Here is a 24,325-nt window from a genome sequence, read left to right as displayed (position 1 = left end):
CTCAGCACGCAATCGCTTGCGTCCTGTGAATTACTTTTTGGAATTTTAAGTGTTTCCAACACTTTAAAGGTTCCGTTACAAGTATTCGATATTGTTCAATTTTCAAGGTCCTGCGCCGCTCTGTCTCTCGACCGGCGACCTGTTTATTTTACCACATCCGCCTTTGCTTGTCAAGCTCTTTTTTGAAGCTTTTCGCAAGCTCTTTTGCGTTTTGTGGGCGCCCCGCTGGGCGCTCATGTATAGTACTACTCTTTCCTCCTTTTGTCAACCCCTTTTTTCAACTTTTTGGGAGTTTCTTGGCCCTTGACATTTCCGCCCCCTTCCCGGTATGATACAGATACCTATAATAATTGAAGGAAGTGGATCGTATGCCCTGCGTTACTGTACGGGGATGCCGGATCGGGGAAGGGCGGCCCAAAGTCATCCTGCCCATCGTAGAACAGGACCGGACGGACATCCTTGCCCGCGGACGGGCCTTTGCCGGCCTGGAGGCCGACTGTGTGGAATTCCGGGCCGACTGGTTCAGCGGCTGGCGGAATGCGGACGCCCTGGCCCGGTGCCTGACCGGACTGCGGCAGGCCGTGGGAGAAAAGCTGCTTTTGGTCACCCTGCGCACCCGGCCGGAGGGCGGCCAGGCGGATGCCGCGCCAGAGGAATACGACGATTTCTGCCGCCGGGTGTGCGCCGGCGGCTGCGCCGACCTGCTGGACATCGAGTTCCTGCCCGCCGGGGAGAGGCTGCCCGGCCTGATCGCCGCCGCCCATGCCCGGGGGGTGGCGGTCGTCTGCTCCAGCCACGATTTTTCCGGGACGCCGTCCTGCCGGGAAATGGTGGACCGGCTGTGCGCCATGCAGCGGGCCGGAGCCGACCTGCCCAAGCTGGCGGTCATGCCCCAGAGCCGCCGGGACCTCCTTGCCCTGCTGGCCGCCACCGCCGAGATGGCCGAACAGCACCCGGCCACCCCCGTCATCACCATGAGCATGGGGGCGCTGGGCGGCATCAGCCGGCTCTGCGGCGAGGCGATGGGCTCCGCCATGACCTTTGCCTGCGCGGGCAAGGCCAGCGCGCCCGGCCAGATCGAGCTGGATGTCCTGAACCCCGTGCTGGACCGGCTGCGGCTGGAACCGCTGCCGTAAAAGCAAAACGCGGCGCCGCCTTTGCGCCGCGCCGTGTTTCGGTCTGTGTCCGGATGGCCGCCGCCCTCCGTTTATTTCCGGCCCTTGCCGGTCAGTTTGCCCAGGGCCACCTTCCAGCGGGGGTAGCCCCAGCGCGGGTCGTCGGTGAAATCGTCGGCCAGCTTCCAGGGAAAGATGCCGTCGTCGAAGTAGAGGCTCCCGTCCTCCCCCACCCGGGTCAGCTTTTTGGGCAGGTACTGCTCATCGTAGTAGCCTCTCTTGGGGCGGGACCAGTGCAGGGTGCCGTCGGGGTCCATCCCGTCGCACCACACCCCAAAGACAAAGGTGGCCGCCTCGCCGTAGCAGTGCTGCTCAAAGCGGATCTTCCCGTCGTAGTAGAACTTCATGACTTCCAGCGTGCCCGATTCCTTTTTGCCGTCCCGGCCCAGCACCGGACGGTAATCCTGCTGATAGCGGCAGCCGCAGTGCCTGCCGGCAAAGTCTTTGGCATCGTATCCCATATGAATCCTCCCTTGTGTTCGCTGCGCCTGTGATCCTGTTTCTTTTATGATAGCAGACCTTTTTTGTTTTCACAAGGGCCAAAATGGCGCTGCGGCGGACTGAGTCTTTTCAAATCCCCGTTCCCGTGCTATACTGTTTGCATATCCAGACGAGGAGGTAAAAGGATGCGGTTTTCTACCAAGAGCCGGTACGGCCTGCGCCTGATGGCCGAGCTGGCCTGTTCCACTTCCGGGCGTGCTATGCCCTTGAAGGAGATCAGTGAGCGGCAGCATCTCAGCCTGAAATATCTCGAACAGCTGGTCACGCCCCTGGCCAAGGCAGGCCTGGTCAAGAGCGAGCGGGGCAGCCAGGGCGGATACCGCCTGGCCCGGGACCCCGCCCGGATCACCGCGGGGGAGATCATCGCCGTGATGGAGGGCAGCGTCGCCCCCATCCCCTGCCTGGAGAGCGAGATCAACGAGTGCCCTCTCTCGGACCAGTGCGCCACGCTGCCCTTCTGGGCCGGGCTGGACGAGGTGATCAACCAGTATCTCGAGAGCGTCAGCCTGGCCGACATCGCCAAAAGCATGATGGAAAAACCGGGCGGCGCCTGCGCCTGTGCAAAAAATCGGGCTTTGGGCGAAAAAACACCTTGACATTTCCCGCCAAATCAAGTATAATAAGCAGGCATTCGACGGAATGCCGGGTGTATAGGGGTATAGCTCAGTTGGTAGAGCAGCGGTCTCCAAAACCGCGTGCCGTGAGTTCGAGACTTACTACCCCTGCCAAGAGCACAGTGCCAGCCGGCGCTGTGCTTTTTCTTTTTGTGCCGCCGGGCCGGACCCTATCCCGCGGCCCTGCATAGAATGAGGCACAGACGGAAGGAGCTGCTGGTATGGATCTTGAATATCTGCTGCTGTTGCAGCGCCTGCGGGAAAGCGCGGGCGCGGTGCTGACGCCCCTGATGGAGCTTGTCAGCGATCTGGCCGCCAGTCCGGCGACGGTGGCGGCGGCGGCCTTTGTCTTTTGGGCGGTGGACCGGCATTTCGGCAATTTCCTGATGATGAACTATGTGGGCAGCAGCCTGCTGACCCAGGTCATCAAGCTGACCGCCTGCGTCTACCGTCCCTGGGTGCGCGACGCGCGGCTCCATCCGGCGCCGGGCGCCCTGGATACCGCCACCGGCTATTCCTTTCCCTCGGGGCACACCCAGAGCGCCATGGCCATCTACCGCAGCATCGGCCTGTGGTACGGCAAAAACCGGCCCTGGCTGGCGCGGCTGATGGGGGCCATGGTTTTGCTGACCGCCTTTTCCCGCAACTATCTGGGGGTGCACACCTTCCAGGACGTGGCGGCCAGCATCCTGCTGTGCGGGGCGTATCTGTGGCTGAACGGCCGTCTCATGGAGCGTGTGGAGCGGCAGCCCGGCCTGGACGCGGCGGTGGCCGCCGGCGGGATGGCGGCCGCCCTGCTGGCGGTGGTCTGGTTCTCCTGCAAGAGCTACCCCATGGACTACCTGGACGGCGTGCTGCTGGTGGACCCCCTCGCCATGATGGAGGACGGCTTTATGGCGGCGGGGCTGGTGTTCGGCTTTTACCCCGGCTGGCTGATCGAACGGCGCCGGCTGCGCTTTTCCACCCGGGAGCACCGGCCCTGGCAGTTCGCCCTGGCGGGGGCGGCGCTGATCCCCATGCTGGGGCTGTATCTGCTTTTGCCCCGCGCCCTGGCGCCGGTCTGCGGCGCTCTGTGGGCCGAGTTTATCAGCTGCGCGCTGCTGGCTTTCTACGTCATGGCCGCCGTCCCCGCCCTCATCTGCCGCATCCAGCGCGGCGCGCGCCGGGCCGGCTGACCCTGCCCCTTCGGGGGCTTTTTTTCGTATCCGCGTCCTTTTAAAAAAATCGAAAATTGGCCCTTGACAACACCGCCCCCGGCTGGTATAATAAAGCACGTTCCGGCGGTCAGACGCCGGCGGCCATCGCAAGTATGGCCCGGTAGCTCAGTTGGTTAGAGCACCAGCCTGTCACGCTGGGGGTCGTCGGTTCGAGCCCGATCCGGGTCGCCATATGCTGCTATAGCTCAGTTGGTAGAGCGCATCCTTGGTAAGGATGAGGTCTCCAGTTCAAATCTGGATAGCAGCTCCAGGCACAGCCCTTCCAAAGCGGTCTGCTTTGGAGGGGCTTTTTTGTTTGCCCTCCGGCCCTGTATGGGCGCATCTGCCGGTTTTGGGCCGCCGCGGCCCCGGCTTTTGTCCCAAAGCGCCAAAAAACGCCTGCTTTATTGACGAACGGCCTTCGGAGGACTAATATAAAAAGGGGAAGTTAACGGCATGCAACTTCCCGGTTTGGAGGTGTGAAAGATGTATTTGAAGGACGCACAGATCGGGCGGACCTACATTGTGGAAAAGATCGGCCTGCCCTTCCAGCTCGAACGCCGGCTGGAGGCGCTGGGCATGACCAACGAGACCCCTGTCTCGGTGCTCAACCGCAAGGGCAAGGGCATCCTGATCATCAAGCTGCGGGGCACCCGCTTCGCGCTGGGGTATAACATTACCAAAAACATCGAAGTAAAGGAAGGTGAGCCCCATGCCTGAGCGCAGCGGACACGACATGACCATCGGCTTCATCGGCAATCCCAACTGCGGCAAGACCACCCTGTTCAACGCCTACACCGGCGCCAACCTCAAGGTGGCCAACTGGCCGGGGGTCACGGTGGAAAAGGTGGAGGGCGCCGTCCGGCACCACGGCCTGAACATCCATCTGGTGGACCTGCCCGGCACCTACAGCCTGACCTCCTACACCATGGAGGAGACGGTGTCCCGGCAGTTCATCCTCAGCGGGGAGGTGGACGTCATCATCAACGTGGTGGACGCCTCGGCCCTGGAGCGCAGCCTCTATCTGACCCTGCAGCTGCTGGAGCTGGGCAAGCCGGTGGTGATGGCCCTGAACATGATGGACATTGTGGAAAAGCGCGGGATGGAGATCGACCTGCACCGCCTGCCCGAGATGCTGGGCATCCCGGTCATCCCGGTGTCGGCCCGCCAGCGCCGCGGCCTGGACGCGCTGCTCCACGCCGCCGCCCACCACAAGGACAGCACCGGACCCGACCCCCTGGTGCACCAGCACAAGACCGTCTCCCATCACCGGCACGACCACCACGCCGAGTACACCATGGTCTATTCGGACCCGATCGAGGACAAGATCGACCAGATCATCCCCGCGCTGCACGCGCGCTACCCCGGCCTGACCAACGAGCGCTGGCACGCCCTCAAGCTGCTGGAGGGGGACAAGGAGATCTGCGAGAAATACCCGGTGGACCTGCCCCAGGTGCTGGACCGCAGCTATGAGTCGGACATCATCAACCAGAAATACGACTTCATCGGGGAGATCCTGGACGAGGTGCTGATCCACAAGGAGCGGCAGGATATCCTCACCGAGCGGGCCGACCGGCTCCTGACCAGCAAGGTGTGGAGCATCCCCATCTTCCTTGTCATCATGGCGGCCATCTTCTTCTTGACCTTCACCATCGGCGACTGGCTCAAGGGCTATCTGGAGCTGCTGATCGGCTGGCTGTCCGACGGGGCCGCCGCCGCCCTGGCCGCCATCCATGCCGGGGACGTGCTGTCCTCCCTGATCGTGGACGGCATCATCGCGGGCGTGGGCACCATCGTCACCTTCCTGCCCAACATCCTGATCCTGTTTCTCTGCCTGGCTCTGCTGGAGGACAGCGGCTACATGGCCCGGGTGGCCTATGTGATGGAGGGCATCATGAGCAAGCTGGGGCTGTCGGGCAAGGCCTTCATCCCCATGCTGCTGGGCTTCGGGTGCACGGTGCCGGCCGTCATGGCCTCCCGCGCGCTGGAAAACAAGCACGACCGGCTCAAGGTGATGCTGGTGACCCCCTTCATGAGCTGCAACGCCCGGCTGACCATCTACATCCTCTTCTCCGAGATGTTCTTCGGGGACAACGCCATGGTGGTGGCCTACTCCATGTACCTGATCGGCATCCTGGTGGCCATCCTGGTCACGGCGCTGCTCCATCTGATGGACCGGAAAAAGAGCGTCAACTACCTGCTCATCGAGCTGCCCGAATACAAGCTCCCCGATGCCCGCACGGTGGCCATCTACGTCTGGGAAAAGGTCAAGGATTACCTGGAAAAGGCCGGCACCACCATCTTCATCGCCACCCTGCTCATCTGGGTGGTGCTGAACTTCGGCCCCGCCGGCTACACCCCCGCCATGTCGGACAGCTTCGGCGCCCTCATCGGCAAGGCCCTGACCCCCTTCTTTGCCCCCATCGGCCTGGGCTTCTGGCAGATCGCGGTGGCCCTCATCGCGGGCATCTCCGCCAAGGAAGTGGTGGTCTCCAGCTGCGCGGTGCTGTTCGGCATCGTCAACGCCAGCTCGGAGGCCGGGATGGCCGCCTTTGCCGCCGCCCTCGAGGGGATCGGCTTCGGGCCCTTCAACGCCCTCTGCCTGATGATCTTCTGCCTGCTGTACATCCCCTGCGCCGCCGCCCTGGCCACCATCCAGAAGGAATCGGGCAGCTGGGGCTGGACCGTCTTTACCGCCGCCTTCCAGCTGGCGGTGGCCTGGCTGGTCACCTTCGCGGTCTATCAGACCGGTATGCTGCTGCTGTGAGAAAGGAGGCGCGGGCATGAGCACCCTCTTTGCGGGCCTGCTGATCCTGGCGGCCCTGGCGGCCTGGACCTTCTGGGCCCTGCGGCGTCTGTGGCGGCGCAGAACGCACGGCGGATGCAGCTGCTGCTCCGGCCGCTGTCCCTGGCGCGGCCGCTGCCGCTGAGGCCGGTCCCCCTATACAACAAAAAAGCACTGCCCCCGGCCGGAGGCGGTGCTTTTTCTTGTTTCAGCGCATCTTCTCCCGTTCCAGGAAAAACCGGAGGGCGCCCAGGAGATTGGCGTCGTTGCCGTACTTGCAGCGCACCACCTCGGGCTTGCCGAAGGGGGTGAAGAAGATGGCGTCGTACAGCTGCCCGAGCTTTTCCCGGATGATGCCGGTGACCTCGGGCCGGGCGCTGATCCCGCCGCCGATGGCGTAGCGCTCCAGGTCCAGCACCGACTGGACCGCATAGATGCCGGCGGCGGTCATCTCGCCAAAGGTATCCAGCGCTTCCACGGCCTCCTTCTCCCCGGCGTCGTAGGCCGCAAAGAACTGCAGGCCGTCCAGCCCCGCCGGGTCCACCCCCTTGCGGATGGCGTACTGGTGCAGCAGGCCGGTGGCCGAGGCATAGTGGGCCCACAGCAGGTCGGTGTCCAGGTCATGGGAGCCCTTGCCCATCCCCGCCAGCCCCGCAAACCGTACCGGCAGCACCGACAGCTCCCCGGCCGCAAAGGTGGTGCCCATCCAGACCTTGCCGTCCAGCACCACGCCGCCGCCGGTGCCGGTGCCCAACACCACCACCGCGCCGTTGGACACTCCCTGCAGCGCGCCGCTCCACAGCTCTGCGCTGGCGGCGCACTTGGCGTCGTTGGCCGCGCACACCGGCTGGCCCAGACACGCGGCAAACAGCTGCCCCACCGGCGTATCCCGGATGTAGGTGAACATCCCGCCGGTGTGGGCGATGCCGCGCTTTGTATCGATCCGGCCCGGCATCGAGACGGCCACGCCCGCATACGCCCCCTGGAACTGCTGTCCGATGCCGCGCAGCACCTCCAGCAGATGCTCCATGCTGTCCAGGGGGGAGGGGACCTTCCCGCTGGCTGCGATCTCGCCCTGGGGCTCCATCAGGGCATACTTGATGAAGGTGCCCCCCATATCCAGCGCCAAATACCGCTTCATACCCTTGTTCCTTTCTGCAAATACGCTGCCTCAATACCAGCCAAACAGGGACTGCCCGCCATCCAGGGCGCGGATCCGTTCCATTTCCTGTTCGGTGAGGGTAAAGTCGAAGATGGCAAGGTTTTCCTCCATCCGCTGCCGGTGCACCGTCTTGGGGATCACCCCGATCCCGTTCTGCACCAGATACCGCAGGGCCGCCTGGGCAGCCGTCTTGCGGTGGGCCGCGCCGGCCTGCACCAGCTCGGGCTGCGCAAAAATGTCCCGCCGCCCCTCGGTGAAGGGGGCCCAGGACTGCATCCGGATGCCGCGCGCCGCCAGCCACTTCTGCAATTCCAGCCGGGGATGGTAGACGTGGGACTCGATCTGGTCCACCGCCGGCGTCACCCGGCAGCAGGCCAGCAGCCGCTCCAGGGCCGCCTGGTCAAAGTTGGACACCCCGATGGCCCGTATCCTGCCGGCGTCATAGGCCTCCTCCAGGGCGCGGTACATGGCGGGGGCCTCCGGGTAGGGCTCATGGATCAGCACCAGGTCGATGTAATCCACCCCCAGCGCCCGCAGGGAATCCTCCACCCCCTGCCGGGCCTTTTCATAGCTGGCGCTGGGGCGGTAGAGCTTGGTGGTGAGGAAGATCTCCTCCCGGGGCAGGCCGCTCTGGCGCACCGCCCGCCCCACCATCTCCTCGTTGCCGTACATCCGGGCGGTGTCCAGCAGGCGGTAACCCACCTCCAGGGCCTGGCGGATGCAGCGGCAGCCCTCCTCGCCCCGCACCTCCCAGGTGCCATAGCCCAGCAGGGGCATCCGTACCCCGTTGTTCAGCGTCGTATACTCCATAATCTGCCTCCTGCACGTTCCGCTTTTGGACCATTGTACCACACCGCCGCGGCCAAGTCGAGGGCGCCGGGCCCCTTTCAGGCCGCCGGGACGGGCACCGTGAAGGTAAAGCAGAACCAGCGGTCCTTGCAGCTGATGGCGTACTCGCCGCCATAGCGGACCAGTACGCTGCGCACGTTGGCCAGGCCCACCCCGTGGCCCGGCTCCTGCTTGGTGGAGGCGGGCAGCTCGTCCCCGTGAAGGGGCACGTCCTCCCGGACGCGGTTGCGCACCGACACCACATATTCCCCGTCCATCTGTTTGATGCGGACGTTGATCTGGGGCGGGTCGGCCTGGGCGGCCGCGCGGATGGCGTTGTCCAGCAGGTTGCTGATCACCGTCACCATGTCGGTGTTGCTGAGGGGGAACTGCCTGAGGTCGCACAGATCGAAGTTCATCATGATCTCTTTTTCCGAGGCGCTGTGATAGGCCCGGCTGAGCAGCGCGTCCAGCAGGGGGTTGTGGGTGTTGACCACCGACGTTCCCGCCGAGATGCGCTGGGCCACGCTGGCCAGGTACTCCCTGGCCCCGGCGGCATCCCCCTTGTTCAGGTAGAAGTTGACCGCGTCCATGTGGTTGGTGAACTCATGGGTCAGGCGGCGCTGGGCCTGGTAGGATTCCATCAGGGCGTCGGCCCGCTCCTGCTCCATCTTCATCTGCAGGGCGGTCTGGTTGGCCTGGGCCAGCCGGGCGTTGAAGATGGCCAGCAGCGCAAAGTAGATCATCACCGAGATGACCAGGCCCAGGCAGATCAAAAACAAAAACTCATATTGCAGCGACATCTGCCCAAACGCCGTCAGGATGACGCTCAGCAGCGTCAGCACGGTCAGGTACAGGCCGCTGAGCCGCCGCTGCATCGGCTCCTCCACCCAGGACTGCTTTTTCAGCACCCGGATGCCCAGGTAGACGAACAGGTTGAGCAGGAGGTACAGCACCATGATCTCGGGCGTCAGCCAGACCTGGGCCAGCCGGATCTGGCGGAACCGGGCCACCAGCGACCCCAGCAGGTTGCCATAGAACAGGGTGATCCCGCCGCAGGCCACCACCGAAAACGCCTTTTTGGTCAGCGTGCCCCCAAAGAACATCGACGCCATCAGCATCCGCAGCGCGTTGAAAAACAACGCCCAGAACGAAAAGGCGGTGTAATGCCCCCACAGCGCCTGGGTGACGGCCCACAGGGCCAGCGAGCCGGCCACCGACGCCCACAGGGGCAGCCGGCCCTTGCCCAGCAGGGCGTACTGGATCTGCAGTGCAGCCAAAAACTCCCCCAGGCAGGGCAGCGCCAGCGATTGCAGCGCATCAGGCATCTCCAAACCGCCCCTTCCATTCCAGATAGATGCTCCGCACTTGGGCGTAGCTGGTGCGGCTGACGCTCAGCTCCACGCCGTTGTCCATCCACACCTTGTACCCGATGATCCGCCGGACATACCGCATATTGACCACCGCGCTGCGCCCTATGCGCAAAAAGCCGCTCTCAAACAGGGCGTTTGGCAGCTCGGACAGCTTGCCGTAGAAGATGCACAGGGGCTGGCGGGGCACCCGGCCCAGCACCTGGATCCTGCGCCCCGCGCTCTCCAGCGAAAAGATGTCGTCGTAGGGCACCCGCACCATCTCCCGGTTGACTTCCGCCAGCAGCACCTTCTGTTTTTTGAACATCTCGGCGTACAGGTCCTCCAGGCAGGCCGGCAGCGCCCGGCGGATATCCCCTTTCAGGATGTAGCGGAACGCGCTGACCGTGTATCCCTGGGGCGCAAACTCCAGATAGGCCGATATGTACACCAGCATGATGGACGGGTTTTTCTGCTTGAGGATGCGCCCCAGCTCGATGCCGTTGGCGGTGACCAGGTCCACATCCAGAAACGCCAGCTGGTACAGCTCCAGCCCTTCCAAGGCCATCATCTCCCCCGCGCTGGTGCAGATCCTGCACTCTGCTGGCAGATGCCGGGCCGCAAAAAAGGGCTGCACCATCTTCTGCACCCGCTGGCAAAATCCGAGGTCGTCATCGCAAATCAAGATCTTCATACACCCTGTTCCCCCTCTGTCCCAAAGCCCGCCCGGATCCGCGCCGGGCCGGCATCCTGCACCTTTATTATCATAAAAAATACACAATTTTACAGGGCTTGTCAAGCCGGGCGGGCGGGGCCGGACCCAAAAAGCAGCCCCCGCCTTCCTGGCCGGAGAGCGGGGGCTTTGGGTCTGTCGATGGATCGCCGCGGCTTCCTCAGCCGGGCAGCTCGTCTTTGGGGTCGCGGTTCATCAGGGTGTCCACCGCGTCGGCGGCGCTCATCCCCTGGTTGACCACAGCGTTCACCGTCTGGACGATGGGCATATCCACCCGGTAGCGCCGGGCCAGCTCCAGGGCGGCGGGCAGGGCGTTCATTCCTTCCACCACCATGCCCACTTCCTGCACGGCCTGGGCGGGGGTGCGGCCCTTGCCGATCAGCTGGCCGGCCCGGTTGTTGCGGCTGTGCTGGCTGGTGGCGGTGACGATCAGGTCGCCGATGCCGGCCAGGCCCGCAAAGGTATGGACGTTGCAGCCCATGGCCACACCCAGCCGGGCGATCTCGGCGATGCCGCGGGTGATGAGGGCCGCCCGGGCATTGTCGCCATAGCCCAGGCCGGTGGAGATGCCCACCCCCAGGGCGATGACGTTTTTGAGGGCGCCGCTCAGCTCCACCCCCTTGATGTCGGGGTTGGTGTACACCCGCATACACTGGTTGGTAAACGCCTCCTGGATGATGGCTGCGGCCTCGGCGTCCGGGGAGGCCGACACGATGGTGGTGGGCAGGTCCAGGGCCACCTCCTCGGCGTGGGTGGGGCCGGACAGGGCCACCAGGCGGATGCCGCGGGGACCGTCCTCCTTGCCCAGCTCGTCGGCCAGCACCTCGGTCATGGTGAACAGGGTCTCGGGCTCGATGCCCTTGGCCACATCCACGATCAGCTGGCCATAGCGGATATAGGGGCGCGCCTTGGCCGCCGTGGAGCGGACAAACACCGAAGGCACCGCAAACACCAGGATATCCTGGCCGCTGCACACCTCGGCGATCTCCTTGGTAAAGCGCAGCGACTCGGGCAGCACCATACCGGGCAGGTTGGGATGGACCCGCGTGCGGGCCAGGTCCTCCACCTCTTTGGGGATGGCCGACCAGACCAGCACGTCGCTGCCGTTGACCGCCAGCATCCGGGCCAGGGCGATGCCCCAGGTGCCTGCACCCAAAATACCAATTTTTCGTGCCATTGCTCGCAACCTCCGTATTCTCACCCCGGCTGTGCGGGGCGAATTTCTCTTTCTATTGTACCCCAAAACCGCAGGGCCCGTCAAGACGCCCGCCGGCCGCCGCCCAACTTCCACACCGCCAGGGCGATGAGGGCGTTGCCCCCCAGGATGGTCACCATCCACAGCGCCGAGACCCACACCGGCTGCTCGTAAACATACAGGAACGGATAGGGTCCTTTATACACTTTGGCAATGTTGGCGGCCAGCACCACACTGCCGTACAGCAGCGTAGGCACCAGGGCATACCGCACCGTGCGCCGGGGCAGGGCCGGGGCGCGCTCCAGCAGGGTAAAGGACAGGAAGGCGAGCACCGGATTGAGGAAGTGATTGTACAGCATCGAGCTGGTCAGCAGCATGACATAATGGCCGTCGGGGCCATACATGGGGGCCAGCACAAACACCACCGTCAAAAAGGTCAGCATCAGGCAGCAGGTGACGACATACTTGAGGGTGCGGGCCCAGGCCGGCATCTCGCCCCCGGTGCACAGCGCCCGCAGCTGGCACAGAGCCACCGCCAGGCAGACCGCCATCGCAAAGAGGTTGGACAGCTCGGTGTAAAAAAGAAACATCTGTTCCCGGACCCCGCTCCAGCTCAGGGGGATGGCGACGGTCTCCATCCCAAAAACAGCCAGGTTGGCCAGGATCGAAAGCGCCTTCTGCAGGCGGCTGGTATGCATCAATCGGTCTCCCTCCCAGCAGAAAGAGCGGGCCCGACAGCCCGCCCCCTTTTATTTTGCCGTGTTGATGAAATGGCGGTTGTCCACCAGGTACTTGATGCCCGAAATGGCGGTGACCGCAGCCACCAGCCAGCACAGGGCGCTGGAGATCAGGCAGACCGCCATGGTATCGGTGGGCCCGGCCAGGGCGGCGGCAAAGTAATAGAAGATGATGCTCAGCATTTGCAGCACCGTCTTGACCTTGCCCCACATGTTGGCCGCGATCACCTTGCCGTCCTTGGCGCCGGCCGCCACCATCCGCAGGCCCGACACCGCAAACTCCCGGGCCAGGATGACCGCCAGCACCACCGGCGAACACACCCCGTCCCGCATCATATACAAAAAGGCGACCGTGGTCAGCAGCTTGTCGGCCAGCGGGTCGGCAAACTTGCCAAAGTCGGTGATCAAATGCCACTTGCGGGCCAGGTGTCCGTCCAGATAGTCGGTGAAGCTGGCCACCGCAAACACCACGCCCGCCGCCAGATACCAGGCGGCTGTATACCCTTCCGTGTTGTACCGGGTCATGGACGCAAACACCATGAACACCGGCACCAGCAGGATGCGGGCCATTGTCAATTTGTTGGGCAGGTTCATCACAGATCCCTCCTGATTCGTTCCATTCCGGCATATACGCGGCGTTTACGCCTTTTTGTATATGCCTTCTGCCCTGCCGGAGCTTACGTTCCGGAATAGCTCAGTCATGCATTCCCTTCTGTATTTTCCCCGTCCAGCCGGCCGTACAGGTCGTACAGGTCGCTCTCCTCGATATGGACGTCGTAGAACCGGCCGGGGTAAAGGGGTTCCTCGCTGGCGACGCACACCGCCCCGTCGATCTCGGGGGCGTCTGCGGCGGTGCGGCAGATGTACAGCCCGCTCTCATCGTCCAGGCCGTCGCACAGCACCCGCAGCGTCTGGCCCACCTTGCCGGCCTGCTTGCGGGACATGATGCCGGTCTGGATCTCCATGATGAGGTCGGCGCGGCGCTTTTTGGTCTCCTCGTCGATCTGGCCTTCCATCGAGGCGGCCCGGGTGTTCTCCTCCGCCGAATAGGCAAAGCAGCCCAGCCGGTCGAACTGCACCTCCTTGACGAACGCGCACAGCTCCTCGAACTGGGCCTCGGTCTCCCCGGGGAAACCCGCGATGAGGGTGGTGCGCAGGGTGATGCCGGGGATGGCCGCACGCAGCCTGGCGATCACATCCAGCAGCTCCTGCCGGGTGGAACGGCGGTTCATGTTGTGCAGGATCTCGTCGTTGCAGTGCTGGATGGGCAGATCCAGGTAGGGCAGCACCTTGGGATTGCGCTGCATGGCCGCGATGAAGTCGTCGGTGATCCGCTCGGGGTAGGCGTAGAGGATGCGGATCCACTCGATCCCCTCGATCTCGTTCAGGCGGTCCAGCAACGCGCAGATGCTGCCGGGTCTGCCCCAGTCCTCGCCATAGGCGGTGGGATCCTGCGCCACCACCACCAGCTCCTTGACCCCTTCGCTGGCCAGCCACCGGGCCTCCGCCACACAGTCATCCATCTCCCGGCTGCGCAGCGGTCCCCGGATCAGCGGGATGGCGCAGTAGTGGCAGCGGTTGTTGCAGCCCTCCGCGATCTTGAGGTAGGCGTAGTGGGCCGGCGTACCGATCACCCGCTTGCCTCCCAGGGGGAAGTCCCGCTTGGGGCCGTAGCTCTCCAGCTGCTCGCCCTCCGCCACACGGGCGGCGATCCGATCGATCATCTGGTTGGAGGCGCAGCCCACCACCGCGTCCACCTCGGGGATCTCGGCGCGGATCTGGCTGCGGTAGCGCTCGGCCAGGCAGCCGGTCACCACCACCTTGAGGCCGGGGTTCTGCTCCTTATAGCTGCACGCCTCCAGGATATTCTCGATGGCCTCCTCCTTTGCGCTCTCGATAAAGCCGCAGGTATTGACCAGCACCATGTCGGCGTCCTGGATGTCGGCCACCGTCTCATGCCCTGCGGCCAGCAGGGTGTAGACCATCCCGTCCAGGTCCACCTGGTTTTTGGGACAGCCCAGGGATATACAGGCAATTTTCATGTTGTCGCTCGTCTTTCTTGTTTTCATTCCTCGCCGGCCCCGTCCAGCGCCTGCCGGATCACCCGGTGGGGAAAGCCCCGCCGGGCCAGCGCGGCGGCCACCAGGTCCCGCCGGCCCGCGGCCAGCTTGGACCGGTACGGCCCTGCCACCAGGGCGCAGGCGGCCTCCAGCTCGGGGTCCGCGTCCTCCCGGGGGGCATAGACCTCCTCCAGGGCGGCGTCGATCTGCTCGTCGGTCAGGCCCTTGCCCCGCAGGGCCATGGCGGCTGCCAGCCGGCTTTTGCGCGCCCGCTGCAGGCTGCGCGCCTTGAGAAGGGCGTAGCGCGCATCGTCCAGCAGCCCCGCCTGGACCAGGCCGGCCACCGCCTGTGCGGCGGCCTCGGGGGTGTGATGGGCGCACAGCTTTTCATACAGCTCGGCGGAAGCATAGTCCCGCCCGGCCAGCAGGGCCAGAGCCCGGGTACGGGCCTCGGCCGGGTCGGCGGACAGCTCCCGGGGCTTCCGGGGACCGCGCTGCCACGCCATGGCTTAATCCTCCACCATGATGTCCAGCTCGCTCTCGCTGCTGGGGGCGGGCGCCTTGACCACCGGGCCCTCGGCGGCGGCCTTGGGGGCGGCCTCCTGGGCGGCTACCGCAGCGCTGCCCTTGGCCATAGCGCCCCGGCGGCCGGTGGAATAGAGCTTGTCCGCGTTGGCGCGGATCTGCCCTTCGATGTCGTTTGCGATCTCGGGGTTGTCCGTCAGGAACTGCTTGGCGTTCTCACGGCCCTGGCCCAGGCGGATGTCCCCATAGTTGAACCAGGCGCCGCTCTTTTGGAGGATGCCCAGCTTGACGCCCACGTCGATCAGCTCGCTGGTCTTGGAGATGCCCTTGCCGAACATGATATCGAACTCGGCCTCACGGAAGGGGGGCGCCACCTTGTTCTTGACCACCTTGGCCCGGGTATGGTTGCCGATGAACTGGCCGGAGGAATCCTTCAGGCCCTCCACCCGGCGCACGTCGATCCGCACCGAGGCATAGTATTTCAGCGCCCGGCCGCCGGTGGTGACCTCGGGGTTGCCGTACATGACGCCCACCTTTTCGCGCAGCTGGTTGATAAAGACGCAGACCGTGTTGGTCTTGCCGATCACCGACGTCAGCTTGCGCATGGCCTGGCTCATCAGGCGGGCCTGCAGGCCCACATGGCTGTCGCCCATCTCGCCCTCGATCTCGGCCCGGGGCACCATGGCCGCCACCGAGTCGATGACGATGGCGTCGATGGCGCCGGAGCGCACCAGGGCTTCACAGATCTCCATGGCCTGTTCCCCGGTGTCGGGCTGGCTGACCAGCAGGCTGTTGATATCCACCCCCAGCGCGGCGGCGTAGTTGGGGTCCAGGGCGTGCTCCACGTCGATGAAGGCCACCTCGCCCCCCTTTTTCTGGGCTTCCGCCAGGATGTGCAGCGCCAGGGTGGTCTTGCCGCTGGATTCAGGCCCGTAGATCTCGATGATCCGCCCTCTGGGCACGCCGCCCACGCCCAGCGCCAGATCCAGCCCCAGACTGCCGGTGGAGATGGCCTCCACCTGCAAGGCGGCGTTGTCCCCCAGCTTCATGATCGCGCCCTTGCCGAACTGCTTTTCGATCTGGGCCAGCGCGGTGGAAAGCGCTTCCTTCCGGGCGTCCGGCTCGGTCTTTTTGACCGCCGTGGCCGCCGCTGCGTTGTTCTGATTTTTAGCCATACCCTGATGCTCCTTTGCCGGTTTTCCAATACAGGACCATGTCCCGATCTCTTTCCTTTATAGTATAACACAAATCGGCAGAATTACAACAGTAAGTTGTAAAGTCAGCGCACATCCTCCGCTCCGCCGGGGGCCCGGGCCGTGATGCAGCGGTCGTTGCCCCCGTAGTCCCTGCGGCAGGCGACGGCGGTCCAGCCCGCATCCTCCAGCAGGGCGGTGACGGCCCGGCGCTGCTGCCAGCCGATCTCCAGCACCAGCGCCCCGCCCGGGCGCAGCGCGGCCCGGTAATCCGCCGCGATGGCGCGGTAAAAATCCAGACCGTCCTCCCCTGCGGCCAGGGCCATGGCGGGCTCCCGGGCCGTTTCGGGCTGCAGGTGTTCCATCTCGCCGGCGGTGAGGTAGGGGGGATTGGACACGATCAGGTCCAGCTGTCCCGCCGGAAGCTGCCGCCAGTAATCAAAGAGGTCCCCCTCCTCCACCCGGACGGCAGGCGTCTCCAGCCCGGGCAGGCCCAGCCGGGCCAGAGCCTCCGCCTCCGCAAAGGCATCCGGCTCCAGCAGGTCCTCCATGCCGCCGGGGGCCTCCGGCGGACCGGCCAGGGCGCACCGGGCGTTCAGCCGCAGATAGGCCAAAGCCTCGGGGCTTTTCTCCAGGCAGGTCACCTGGGCGTCGGGGCGCAGAGCCTTGACTCCCAGCCCCAGACAGCCGGTGCCGGCGCAGAGGTCCAGCACCCGGGGACAGTTCACCCCTTCCAGCAGGCGGACCGCTTCTTCGGCCACCACCTCGGTGTCGGGGCGGGGACAGAGCACCCCCGGCCCCACCGCCAGTTCAAAGGTCAGGAACGGCCACCGCCCGCAGATGTATTGCAGCGGTTCCCGGCCGGCCCGGCGCCGGGCCGCCTCCTCCAGGCGCCCGGCTTCTTCCGGGCTGAGGGGACGGTCGGACAGCCGGGGGTCCCGGCCCGTGGCCAGGCGGAACAGTTCCCGGGCGTCGCAGGCGGCGTCGGGACAGCCCGCGGCCTCCAGACAGCGCTCCACCGCGGCCAGGGCCTCCCGGGGCGGCTGGCCGGCGGTCACCATCTGCCCTCCTCGGGGCTCTGGGGCAGCACCGGCGTCACCGCGCGGATGGCCACCTCGATCATGCTGTCATCCGGCTCAAAGACGGTCAGCCGCTGGACCCACAGGCCCGGCTGGCGCACGATGCGGCTGAGCAGGCCGTCCGACCGGCCGCACCATTTGAGCAGCTCGTAGCTGATCCCCATGACCAGGGGCAGCAGCAGCAGCTTGAGCAGGACCCGCAGGCCGGTGCTGCTCCAGGGCAGCACGCTGTAAAGGAACACGCTGATGATGACCACCAGGATCAGAAAGCTGGTGCCGCACCGGGGATGGAACCGGGTGTATTTGCGGACGTTCTCCACCGTCAGGGGGTCGCCGGCCTCGTAGCAGGCGATGGTCTTGTGCTCCGCCCCGTGGTAGCGGAACACCCGCTCGATCTCCTTCATCCGGGAGATCAGGAACATATAGCCCAGGAAGATGCAGACCTTCAGCACCCCCTCGATGATCACCCGGGGCCAGCGGCCCAGCTCCACGAAATGGCCGATGCCCGCCACCACCAGGGTGGGCAGCACGGTGAACAGCAGGATGGCCCCCAGGCCGCCCACCACCGCCGCGCCGGTGAGCAGCACCTTTTCGGCCTTTTCGCCCAGATGCTCCCCCACCCATTTTTCAAAGGCGGTCTCTTCCTCTTCCTCGTCGTACTCGTCCCCCATGCTCACCTGGGCCGAGTACATCATGTAGCGGTATCCCACCACCAGGCTCTCGATCATGGACACGGCCCCCCGCAGAATGGGGACCTTCATCCACGGTCTGCGCGCCGGCACCGGGTCGGTCTTGGTCTCGATCTCCCCGTCCGGCCGGCGGACCGCACAGCAGATCAGCCGGGGGCCCCGCATCATGATGCCTTCCATCAGGGCCTGGCCCCCCACACTGGTCTTGAAACATTCTTTTTTGGGATGGTTCATTGGTCTTTTTACTCCTACGTTCGCGTTCTTTTTTATTGCCGGTAGAGCGGCAGGCCCAGGGTCACCACCGTGCCCCTGCCCAGGGTGCTGCGCAGGTCCAGGGTGCCGTCCAGGGCCGTCATGATGGAATCCACCAGTGCCAGCCCGATGCCGCTGCCCCGCACCGCGTTGCTGCCCTTGACGAACTTGGACTTGACGCTGCCGATATCCTCCGGCGGGATGCCCCGGCCCTGGTCGATGATCTCCACAAAGGCTTTATACTCCCCGGCCCACAGCTTGACGGTGATCCGCCCGCCGGGGGCCGAATATTTGATGGCGTTGTCCAGCACATTGATGAACACCTGCCGCAGCCGGTCGGGGTCGGCGTAGACCGGGATCATCTCCTCCGGCTCGGCGTAGGAGAGTTCCAGCCCCTCCTGCTGGATCCGGGGCTCGCAGAACAGCAGCGCGTCGGTCAGCTCGGCCACCAGGTCCAGCGGACGGCACTCCATGTGGATGCCGCCGTTTTGCAGCCGGCTGAAATCCAGCAGCTCCTCCACCATATTGTACAGGCGCCCCGTCTCGCTGTGGATGATGTCCAGCCCCTTGCGGTAGTTGGCGTCCTGGGGGTCGTCCAGGGCCTCCAGGGTCTCCACCCAGCCCCGGATGGAGGTCAGGGGGGTGCGCAGCTCATGGGACACCGAGGAGATGAACTCGTTTTTCATCTTTTCGGTCTCGGCCAGGCCCCGGGCCATCCGGTTGATGCTGCCCCGCAGCCGGTCCATCTCGTCCCGCGGAGGATCGGTCTCGGGCAGGCGGACCCCCAGGTCCCCCCGGGCGATGTCGGCGGCGGCCCGCTCCACCTGGCCCAGCGGCACCACGATGCTGCGCACGAAGTACAGGCCCGAGGTCACCGCAAAGCCCAGCGCCGCCCCCGCCACCAGCAGGCTCAGCAGAACGGTGTTGAGCAGCTGCTGGCGCACCAGGGACAGGCTGGTCACCATCCGCATGGCCGATATCTCCTCGGCAGCATAGGGCACCAGACAGCACACCGACATCACCAGCTCCCCGGTGGAGGTGGTGTAGACCGCGGTGCCGTAGCCGTCGGCGGAGGTCTGGGCCTCTTCAAAGTCCCGGGCGCTGATGATGCCGGCGGCGCTGGTGCCGCTGGTACTGGCGATCACGCTGCCCTGGCCGTCCAGCAGCATGAACTCGTATTTGTCTTTGTCCGAAAACTGTTCCACCATCCGGCGCAGAGCCAGGCTGCGGTTGGCCGCCGTCCGGCGGGCGGTGTCCCCGCCATAGACCTTCAGCTGGCCGCTGATGGAGGAAAAGCGCTGGTACATGCTCTGCTGCACCCCGTCGTAATAACTGCGGGTGGTGCTGTACAGGAACATCCCCTCGATCACCACCAGCAGCAGCACGGTCACCAGCAGGCTGCCCCGGATCCAGCGGCGGGTGATGCCGCTGTGCAGGCCGGCGGTCCCGGGGTGTCGTTTGCGTTTCAGGCGTTTCATCATCCGGGCGCGTCACTCCTCCCAGCGGTAGCCATAGCCCCACACCGTCAGGATATGGGCCGGATGGGAGGGCTCGTCCTCGATCTTCATCCGCAGGCGGCGGATGTTCACATCCACGATCTTGACGTCCCCGAAGTAGTTCTCCCCCCACACCCCTTTCAGGATCCGCTCCCGGCTGAGGGCGGTGCCGGGGCTGCGGAAAAACAGCTCCATGATCTGGAACTCCACCTGGGTCAATTCGATGGGCCGGCCCGCCTTGAGCAGCAGGCGGCGGTTCTCGTCCAGGATAAAATCGCCGCTGACCAGGGTGGTGGGACCGTCGTTCGATTCGCCGGCGCTGCGCCCCACCCGGCGGCAGAGGGCTTCCACCCGGGCCAGCAGTTCGCTGACCGAGAAGGGTTTGGTCATATAGTCGTCCGCCCCGATGGACAGCCCCCGGATCTTGTCCTGTTCCTGCCCCTTGGCGCTGAGGATGATGATGCCGATCTTCTGGTTGGAGCGGCGGATGGTCTCACAGAGGGAAAAACCGTTCATCCCCGGCAGCATCACATCCAGGATGGCCGTGCTGCACCCGGGGTCCTGCTCCAGCAGGGCCAGGGCTTCCTCGGCGCTGCCCGCCTCCAGCACTTCCATGCCGGCGCGGCGCAGGTTCAGGGCGATCATTTCGCGGATGCTGGCCTCGTCCTCCACAACTAGCACTTTTACCATCGGTGTTACCCTCCATATCACAACAGATAGAACGAGCGGGACAGCCGGTACAGCGGGTCTGCCACGGCGGTATCGGGGCCGAACTGGGCCTGCACCAGGTGGTTGGACACCACGCCCAGCCTCGTCCAGCCGGCGGTGCGGTCGGACAGGCTGGTGATGCGCAGGGTGAGATACAGCTGCTGGCCGTCCTGGCTGCGCAGCTCCACCTCGTCCCGGCCGCCGGCCCCGTCGGTGAGCATCAGGCTGCCGTACCATTCCATCGGCAGCTCCAGGTAAAAGCCCAGTTCCTCATCCAGGATGCCGAAGCTCTTGCGGGGCTGGGCGCTGGTGTAATCCATCCAGAGGATAAAATCCATCCGGCGGCCCTGGCTCATATTGATCAGGCCCGCCCCCTCGGGCTGGGTGGGGATCTCCACCACCCCGTCCCGGTCCAAATCGCGGCTGGTCAGGTCGGGCACATTGCGCAGCGACGCCTCATACAGCGCGTCGGCCCCGATCTGGCGGGCGGGCTCCATCTGCTGGGTCAGCTCGTTGTAGCGCAGCAGCACCGAGGCCAGGTTGGAGCCGGACACCCCGGTCCAGCCGTCCAGCACCAGGTACTGGCCCCCATAGGCCCCCATGCCGGCGGCCAGGGAGGCGCAGCCGGTGAATTTGTCGGGCGAGAGGCCCATCACCGACGCCTGCCGGAAGCCGCCTTCCCGGTCCGAGATCAGCAGCTTGATCTGGTCGGCCCCCTGTTCGTCGGTGCCCATCAGCACCAGATCCTCATACCCGGTGCCGGTGATGTCCTCGATCAGGTACTGGTCGTAGGGCTCCGCCAGGATGGCCTGGATCCTGCCCTCCGTATAGGCGTACACCGCCAGATAGCTGACCTCCTGGGAGGCGTTGTAGCCCACCACGATCTGGTTGGCGCCCCCCTCCTGCAGGCGGGCAAAGCGGACGGTGTCCACCGTCTCGGTCAGGCCCTCCACCGCGTCCTGCACCTGCCATACGCCCTCGGCGTCCTTTTGGAGCACCGCCAGACAGATGTTGGGGGTATCGGCCGTGGAATAGAGCACCGCGGCGTCCTGCTGGCCGTCCCCATCAAAGTCGCTCATCAAAAAGGGGGACAACAGCTCGCCGTTCATGGGATATTTCAGCTGGGCGCTCTCCTCCAGCCACTGGTTCAAAGCGGACTGGATCTCGCCGTAGTCTCCTTCCAGCCGGGGCGCGCGCAGCAGCTCCTCCACGCCGGCCCGTTCGGTCCCGGGCAGGGCGCACCCTGCCAGCAGCGCCGCGGCGCACACGGCCGCCGCCAGCCGTTTCGGCAGCTTCATCCCTATCCCCCCTTGCAAACCAAGCGATACAGTATGAGTATATCATGCCCTTTTCTCAAAGGCAACGCCGGAATGGCCGTTTTAGGGTGTATTATACCATCCAAATGTGACGATTTTATAACAAGCCCCCGGTCTGCAAAAAAAGCCATCCCCCGCAGGGGATGGCTGGTACACACATAAAATTCACTCCAGGATCTCAGCGCACTTGTGCAGCCACTGGATCACCGGCAGGTGCTGGGGGCAGGCAGCCTCGCACTGACCGCAGGCGATGCAGTCGGAAGCCTTGCCGCGGTCCTGGATGGCACGGGCATAGGCCTCTTTTGCCGAACCGGGGTCCTCCTGGGCCAGCTGCTTGTTGGCGGCCGCAAAGATCCTGGGGATCAAGATCTGCCGGGGACAGCCCTCCACGCAGTAGCCGCAGCCGGTGCAGGGGATGGCCGCCGAGCGGGCCAGGATCTGCTGGGCCTGGGCGATGACCGCCCGCTCCTCCGGACCCATGGGAGCGAACCGGGTGAAGGTGGCCAGGTTATCCTGCATCTGGGCCAGGTCGGACATACCGGACAGCACCGCCAGCACGCCGTCCAGGCTGGCTGCAAACCGCAGCGCCCAGGACGCATACGAAGCCCCGGGGCGGGCCGCATCGAACAGGTCCTTGACCGGCCGGGGCGGGTCCGCCAGGGCGCCGCCCTTGACCGGCTCCATGATGACCACCTGCTTGCCGTGGCGGCGGGCAATGCGGTAGTTTTCCCCCGCCGTCACCTCGGGGTTATCCCAGTCGGCATAGTTGATCTGCAGCTGGACGAGATCCACGTCGGGATGCAGCGTCAGCAGGCGGTCCAGCAGCGCCGGGGTGCCATGGAACGAGAAGCCATAGTGCCGGATCAGCCCCTTCGACTTCTGTTCCCGGGCAAAATCCCACAGATCCCACTTGTCGTAGTCCCCGGCATTGGAGTCCTGCACAGCGTGCAGCAGGTAATAGTCAAAATAGCCTGCGCCGGTGCGGGCCAGGCTCTGTTCCAGCTGGCTCTTTGCATCCTGCTCGCTCCGGGCCACCCGTGCGTTCAGCTTGGTGGCCAGAGTATAGCTGTCCCGGGGATGCCGCTCCACCAGCGCCCGGCGGGCCGCCTCCTCGCTGCCGTTGTAGACATAGGCCGTGTCAAAATAGGTGAACCCCGCCTCCAGAAATGCGTCCACCATCCGGCTGGTCTGGTCCACGTCGATCTGATCTCCCTGCTTGGGCAGCCGCATCAGGCCAAAACCCAGCGACGCGTGCCTGGTTTCTGTGCTCATCGTCTCTCATCCTTTCCATTCTCCGCCGGATGCCCGGCTTGTTGGTTGGCTCAAGTATAGCACAGATGGAAAGGGAGGGGAAGGATACAAATCCCTATCATTTGTCAGGTCATACTCTTTTGTACCGCCGAACCCTGTGCTCCGGCGGGCTTTTCTTGAGCGCAAGCTGCCGGTCGATCACAATCGGCACAGAAAGCAGGAAGTAAACCATATAGCCGGCGTCTGTGTGCAGCGACGAATTATAAACGGAAACAAAAATGGACATCAGAGCAACAACGCCTGCCACCTGTACCATTGTTTCTATGGCGGCTTGGTTTGGCAGCTCCGTCCATAACGCTTTGTTTTTCCGTAGTTTTCTGCAAGCAAAAAATACGCCCACAAAAAAGGATTCAAACAAAACCAAACCAATGGCTCCCGTCTCAATGTAAACGAGTGCATCCGAAAACCACTGATAATGCAGGTCCTGATAAGTCAGATAAAAGCTGCTGTTGAAAAAAGAAAACGCATCGGAATAGCTGGCATTTCCCAGTCCTATCCCAAAAAGCATCCCGCCCACATTTTCAGAAAGAAACCTTCTGTAAAGTTCCGGGACTGCATTGAACCGGTTGAGGTCGCCGGAGTCTGTATAGCCTCTATCGCTCAGATAATCGAAAATCTCTCCCGAAAAGAAGAAATCGAATCCAAAATTCTCAAAGAAATAGCCCAGCATTGCAATCCCCAAAAAAATTCCAACAATTCCCAGTGCCACCAACGCAATGTCTCTGGCACTGTATTTTGAATGGAGGATGGCCAAAATCGAGATCGCCGCCAACTCAAACACAAACACCTTGAGTTCCGCTATTGCCATCATATAAAAAGATCCCAGCAGAATAAACACCAGTTCCCCTATGCTTCTCACTTTATTGAGATATTCTATCATACTGATGGCAACAATGATGATCAAAAACAGGTTCAAATAGCCATTGCATCCAGATGCCGTTCCAAACATTCCCCCAATGTTATCGCCGCGGTATCCCATTGCATACTCAATGGTACACAAAACCAGATTTATAACGAACGCCATCTTGAAATAGGACAGCATCCGGGGGATATCTGTCAAATCCAAAAAGATCGAGCAGGCCCAGACAAGGATATAATAGCGAAATATATTTCTGAGCCCCCATAGATAGAGCAGCGGCGAGCCGTACACAACAAACAGTCCCGCCAGCGTTGAGGCAAAAAGGATACCAGTCCACATCAGAAAAATCGTATAATATCGTCCCGAGAAATCGTATATCCTCCTGGATATAAGGGAAAAGAACAAAATAAACAGCAAAATAAAATCTATCCCATATGAAACAGCAGAGGGCAAGCCCAAAACGTCTATGCAAAAGCTGCAGAAAAACAAATAGTACATACAAAACCATAGCAATGATTTTATAAATGATCTTTTGTTTGACTCTATCTGCTTCATCGTCTTC

At 63.7% G+C, this 24,325-nt stretch carries 25 protein-coding genes and 3 tRNA genes; 10 read left to right on the top strand and 18 right to left on the bottom strand.

What is annotated here, in order from left to right; all coding sequences use genetic code 11:
- Positions 1-186: hypothetical protein (locus B5G12_RS14815; protein ID WP_204245676.1), on the top strand; the 186-nt coding region annotated here is incomplete at its 5' end.
- Between the two features lie 182 nt (positions 187-368).
- Entirely contained in the window at positions 369-1,136 is a 768-nt protein-coding gene (gene aroD, locus B5G12_RS10940; protein ID WP_087324924.1) for a type I 3-dehydroquinate dehydratase, read from the top strand.
- Positions 1,137-1,207: 71 nt separating this feature from the next.
- Here aroD and B5G12_RS10935 read toward each other — a convergent pair whose 3' ends face one another.
- Entirely contained in the window at positions 1,208-1,636 is a 429-nt protein-coding gene (locus tag B5G12_RS10935) for a hypothetical protein (protein WP_087232609.1), read from the bottom strand.
- A gap of 165 nt (positions 1,637-1,801) precedes the next feature.
- Between B5G12_RS10935 and B5G12_RS10930 the strand changes: the two genes are divergently transcribed.
- From B5G12_RS10930 to B5G12_RS14395, 8 genes are all read left to right on the top strand, one after another.
- Complete coding sequence (locus tag B5G12_RS10930; protein ID WP_087232612.1) at positions 1,802-2,272, top strand: RrF2 family transcriptional regulator; 471 nt, start codon at positions 1,802-1,804, stop codon at positions 2,270-2,272.
- A gap of 56 nt (positions 2,273-2,328) precedes the next feature.
- A tRNA-Trp gene (locus tag B5G12_RS10925) sits at positions 2,329-2,404 on the top strand.
- Positions 2,405-2,511: 107 nt separating this feature from the next.
- The gene (locus B5G12_RS10920; protein WP_087324923.1) at positions 2,512-3,465 is read left to right on the top strand and encodes a phosphatase PAP2 family protein; all 954 of its coding nucleotides are present in this window, start codon (positions 2,512-2,514) and stop codon (positions 3,463-3,465) included.
- 136 nt (positions 3,466-3,601) lie between these two features.
- Positions 3,602-3,678: transfer RNA gene (locus B5G12_RS10915), tRNA-Asp, on the top strand.
- 3 nt (positions 3,679-3,681) lie between these two features.
- Positions 3,682-3,757 (top strand) — tRNA-Thr (locus B5G12_RS10910).
- A gap of 215 nt (positions 3,758-3,972) precedes the next feature.
- Positions 3,973-4,206 (top strand): FeoA family protein, encoded by a 234-nt coding sequence (locus tag B5G12_RS10905; RefSeq protein ID WP_087232617.1) that lies wholly within the window; start codon positions 3,973-3,975, stop codon positions 4,204-4,206.
- Positions 4,199-6,253, top strand: a complete 2,055-nt coding sequence (feoB, locus tag B5G12_RS10900; protein WP_242956016.1) for a ferrous iron transport protein B — start codon at positions 4,199-4,201, stop codon at positions 6,251-6,253. The genes B5G12_RS10905 and feoB overlap by 8 nt, the downstream gene beginning before the upstream one ends.
- Before the next feature lie 16 nt (positions 6,254-6,269).
- On the top strand, positions 6,270-6,416 hold the full coding sequence (locus B5G12_RS14395) for a FeoB-associated Cys-rich membrane protein (RefSeq protein WP_144064139.1): 147 nt from the start codon (positions 6,270-6,272) through the stop codon (positions 6,414-6,416).
- 63 nt (positions 6,417-6,479) lie between these two features.
- On the opposite strand, the gene B5G12_RS10895 is transcribed toward B5G12_RS14395, so the two are convergent.
- The 17 genes from B5G12_RS10895 to B5G12_RS10815 all read right to left on the bottom strand — a co-directional run bounded on the left by B5G12_RS10895 (position 6,480) and on the right by B5G12_RS10815 (position 24,318).
- Complete coding sequence (locus B5G12_RS10895) at positions 6,480-7,412, bottom strand: ROK family protein (RefSeq protein WP_087232620.1); 933 nt, start codon at positions 7,410-7,412, stop codon at positions 6,480-6,482.
- Positions 7,413-7,442: 30 nt separating this feature from the next.
- Positions 7,443-8,243 carry an aldo/keto reductase gene (locus tag B5G12_RS10890; RefSeq protein WP_087324922.1) on the bottom strand — a complete coding sequence of 267 codons (801 nt, stop codon included), beginning with the start codon at positions 8,241-8,243 and terminating at the stop codon, positions 7,443-7,445.
- A gap of 77 nt (positions 8,244-8,320) precedes the next feature.
- Positions 8,321-9,589: a sensor histidine kinase gene (locus B5G12_RS10885; protein ID WP_087324921.1), complete on the bottom strand. Its 1,269-nt coding sequence runs from the start codon at positions 9,587-9,589 to the stop codon at positions 8,321-8,323.
- Positions 9,582-10,304 carry a LytR/AlgR family response regulator transcription factor gene (locus tag B5G12_RS10880; RefSeq protein ID WP_087324920.1) on the bottom strand — a complete coding sequence of 241 codons (723 nt, stop codon included), beginning with the start codon at positions 10,302-10,304 and terminating at the stop codon, positions 9,582-9,584. Before B5G12_RS10880 ends, B5G12_RS10885 begins: the two co-directional genes overlap by 8 nt.
- A gap of 199 nt (positions 10,305-10,503) precedes the next feature.
- Positions 10,504-11,520 carry an NAD(P)H-dependent glycerol-3-phosphate dehydrogenase gene (locus B5G12_RS10875; RefSeq protein WP_087324919.1) on the bottom strand — a complete coding sequence of 339 codons (1,017 nt, stop codon included), beginning with the start codon at positions 11,518-11,520 and terminating at the stop codon, positions 10,504-10,506.
- An 80-nt stretch (positions 11,521-11,600) separates the two neighbouring features.
- Positions 11,601-12,236, bottom strand: coding sequence for a hypothetical protein (locus B5G12_RS10870; protein ID WP_242956018.1), 636 nt, complete (start codon positions 12,234-12,236; stop codon positions 11,601-11,603).
- A 51-nt stretch (positions 12,237-12,287) separates the two neighbouring features.
- Positions 12,288-12,869 carry a CDP-diacylglycerol--glycerol-3-phosphate 3-phosphatidyltransferase gene (pgsA, locus tag B5G12_RS10865; RefSeq protein ID WP_087232635.1) on the bottom strand — a complete coding sequence of 194 codons (582 nt, stop codon included), beginning with the start codon at positions 12,867-12,869 and terminating at the stop codon, positions 12,288-12,290.
- Positions 12,870-12,973: 104 nt separating this feature from the next.
- The gene (gene rimO, locus B5G12_RS10860) at positions 12,974-14,317 is read right to left on the bottom strand and encodes a 30S ribosomal protein S12 methylthiotransferase RimO (RefSeq protein ID WP_087232638.1); all 1,344 of its coding nucleotides are present in this window, start codon (positions 14,315-14,317) and stop codon (positions 12,974-12,976) included.
- A 23-nt stretch (positions 14,318-14,340) separates the two neighbouring features.
- Positions 14,341-14,841, bottom strand: a complete 501-nt coding sequence (locus B5G12_RS10855; RefSeq protein ID WP_087324918.1) for a regulatory protein RecX — start codon at positions 14,839-14,841, stop codon at positions 14,341-14,343.
- Positions 14,842-14,844: 3 nt separating this feature from the next.
- On the bottom strand, positions 14,845-16,035 hold the full coding sequence (gene recA, locus B5G12_RS10850) for a recombinase RecA (protein WP_087232643.1): 1,191 nt from the start codon (positions 16,033-16,035) through the stop codon (positions 14,845-14,847).
- A gap of 104 nt (positions 16,036-16,139) precedes the next feature.
- Positions 16,140-17,114, bottom strand: coding sequence for a N5-glutamine methyltransferase family protein (locus tag B5G12_RS10845; protein ID WP_087324917.1), 975 nt, complete (start codon positions 17,112-17,114; stop codon positions 16,140-16,142).
- The gene (locus B5G12_RS10840; protein ID WP_087324916.1) at positions 17,108-18,055 is read right to left on the bottom strand and encodes a DUF1385 domain-containing protein; all 948 of its coding nucleotides are present in this window, start codon (positions 18,053-18,055) and stop codon (positions 17,108-17,110) included. Before B5G12_RS10840 ends, B5G12_RS10845 begins: the two co-directional genes overlap by 7 nt.
- Before the next feature lie 32 nt (positions 18,056-18,087).
- A complete protein-coding gene (locus B5G12_RS10835) occupies positions 18,088-19,509 on the bottom strand; it encodes a sensor histidine kinase (RefSeq protein WP_087324926.1) in 1,422 nt (473 codons plus the stop codon).
- Between the two features lie 54 nt (positions 19,510-19,563).
- Positions 19,564-20,259 carry a response regulator transcription factor gene (locus B5G12_RS10830; RefSeq protein ID WP_087324915.1) on the bottom strand — a complete coding sequence of 232 codons (696 nt, stop codon included), beginning with the start codon at positions 20,257-20,259 and terminating at the stop codon, positions 19,564-19,566.
- Between the two features lie 17 nt (positions 20,260-20,276).
- A complete protein-coding gene (locus B5G12_RS10825; RefSeq protein WP_242956015.1) occupies positions 20,277-21,575 on the bottom strand; it encodes a hypothetical protein in 1,299 nt (432 codons plus the stop codon).
- Between the two features lie 183 nt (positions 21,576-21,758).
- The gene (locus B5G12_RS10820; protein WP_087324914.1) at positions 21,759-22,865 is read right to left on the bottom strand and encodes an aldo/keto reductase; all 1,107 of its coding nucleotides are present in this window, start codon (positions 22,863-22,865) and stop codon (positions 21,759-21,761) included.
- 109 nt (positions 22,866-22,974) lie between these two features.
- On the bottom strand, positions 22,975-24,318 hold the full coding sequence (locus B5G12_RS10815; protein ID WP_144064137.1) for a hypothetical protein: 1,344 nt from the start codon (positions 24,316-24,318) through the stop codon (positions 22,975-22,977).
- Positions 24,319-24,325: the final 7 nt, after the last annotated feature.

It is taken from the genome of Faecalibacterium sp. An58, from assembly GCF_002161515.1.
Classification (GTDB): domain Bacteria; phylum Bacillota; class Clostridia; order Oscillospirales; family Ruminococcaceae; genus Faecalibacterium; species Faecalibacterium avium.
Note: the sequence above shows the minus strand (reverse complement) of the source record. Positions and strands in the feature narration are given on the sequence as shown.

Bases quoted from the DNA above. Each gene is read 5' to 3' on its own strand.
- aroD (WP_087324924.1), top strand. From the start codon at position 369: ATGCCCTGCGTTACTGTACGGGGATGCCGGATCGGGGAAGGGCGGCCC.
- B5G12_RS10935 (WP_087232609.1), bottom strand. From the start codon at position 1,636: ATGGGATACGATGCCAAAGACTTTGCCGGCAGGCACTGCGGCTGCCGC.
- B5G12_RS10930 (WP_087232612.1), top strand. From the start codon at position 1,802: ATGCGGTTTTCTACCAAGAGCCGGTACGGCCTGCGCCTGATGGCCGAG.
- B5G12_RS10920 (WP_087324923.1), top strand. From the start codon at position 2,512: ATGGATCTTGAATATCTGCTGCTGTTGCAGCGCCTGCGGGAAAGCGCG.
- B5G12_RS10905 (WP_087232617.1), top strand. From the start codon at position 3,973: ATGTATTTGAAGGACGCACAGATCGGGCGGACCTACATTGTGGAAAAG.
- feoB (WP_242956016.1), top strand. From the start codon at position 4,199: ATGCCTGAGCGCAGCGGACACGACATGACCATCGGCTTCATCGGCAAT.
- B5G12_RS14395 (WP_144064139.1), top strand. From the start codon at position 6,270: ATGAGCACCCTCTTTGCGGGCCTGCTGATCCTGGCGGCCCTGGCGGCC.
- B5G12_RS10895 (WP_087232620.1), bottom strand. From the start codon at position 7,412: ATGAAGCGGTATTTGGCGCTGGATATGGGGGGCACCTTCATCAAGTAT.
- B5G12_RS10890 (WP_087324922.1), bottom strand. From the start codon at position 8,243: ATGGAGTATACGACGCTGAACAACGGGGTACGGATGCCCCTGCTGGGC.
- B5G12_RS10885 (WP_087324921.1), bottom strand. From the start codon at position 9,589: ATGCCTGATGCGCTGCAATCGCTGGCGCTGCCCTGCCTGGGGGAGTTT.
- B5G12_RS10880 (WP_087324920.1), bottom strand. From the start codon at position 10,304: ATGAAGATCTTGATTTGCGATGACGACCTCGGATTTTGCCAGCGGGTG.
- B5G12_RS10875 (WP_087324919.1), bottom strand. From the start codon at position 11,520: ATGGCACGAAAAATTGGTATTTTGGGTGCAGGCACCTGGGGCATCGCC.
- B5G12_RS10870 (WP_242956018.1), bottom strand. From the start codon at position 12,236: ATGCATACCAGCCGCCTGCAGAAGGCGCTTTCGATCCTGGCCAACCTG.
- pgsA (WP_087232635.1), bottom strand. From the start codon at position 12,869: ATGAACCTGCCCAACAAATTGACAATGGCCCGCATCCTGCTGGTGCCG.
- rimO (WP_087232638.1), bottom strand. From the start codon at position 14,317: ATGAAAATTGCCTGTATATCCCTGGGCTGTCCCAAAAACCAGGTGGAC.
- B5G12_RS10855 (WP_087324918.1), bottom strand. From the start codon at position 14,841: ATGGCGTGGCAGCGCGGTCCCCGGAAGCCCCGGGAGCTGTCCGCCGAC.
- recA (WP_087232643.1), bottom strand. From the start codon at position 16,035: ATGGCTAAAAATCAGAACAACGCAGCGGCGGCCACGGCGGTCAAAAAG.
- B5G12_RS10845 (WP_087324917.1), bottom strand. From the start codon at position 17,114: ATGGTGACCGCCGGCCAGCCGCCCCGGGAGGCCCTGGCCGCGGTGGAG.
- B5G12_RS10840 (WP_087324916.1), bottom strand. From the start codon at position 18,055: ATGAACCATCCCAAAAAAGAATGTTTCAAGACCAGTGTGGGGGGCCAG.
- B5G12_RS10830 (WP_087324915.1), bottom strand. From the start codon at position 20,259: ATGGTAAAAGTGCTAGTTGTGGAGGACGAGGCCAGCATCCGCGAAATG.
- B5G12_RS10825 (WP_242956015.1), bottom strand. From the start codon at position 21,575: ATGAAGCTGCCGAAACGGCTGGCGGCGGCCGTGTGCGCCGCGGCGCTG.
- B5G12_RS10820 (WP_087324914.1), bottom strand. From the start codon at position 22,865: ATGAGCACAGAAACCAGGCACGCGTCGCTGGGTTTTGGCCTGATGCGG.
- B5G12_RS10815 (WP_144064137.1), bottom strand. From the start codon at position 24,318: ATGAAGCAGATAGAGTCAAACAAAAGATCATTTATAAAATCATTGCTA.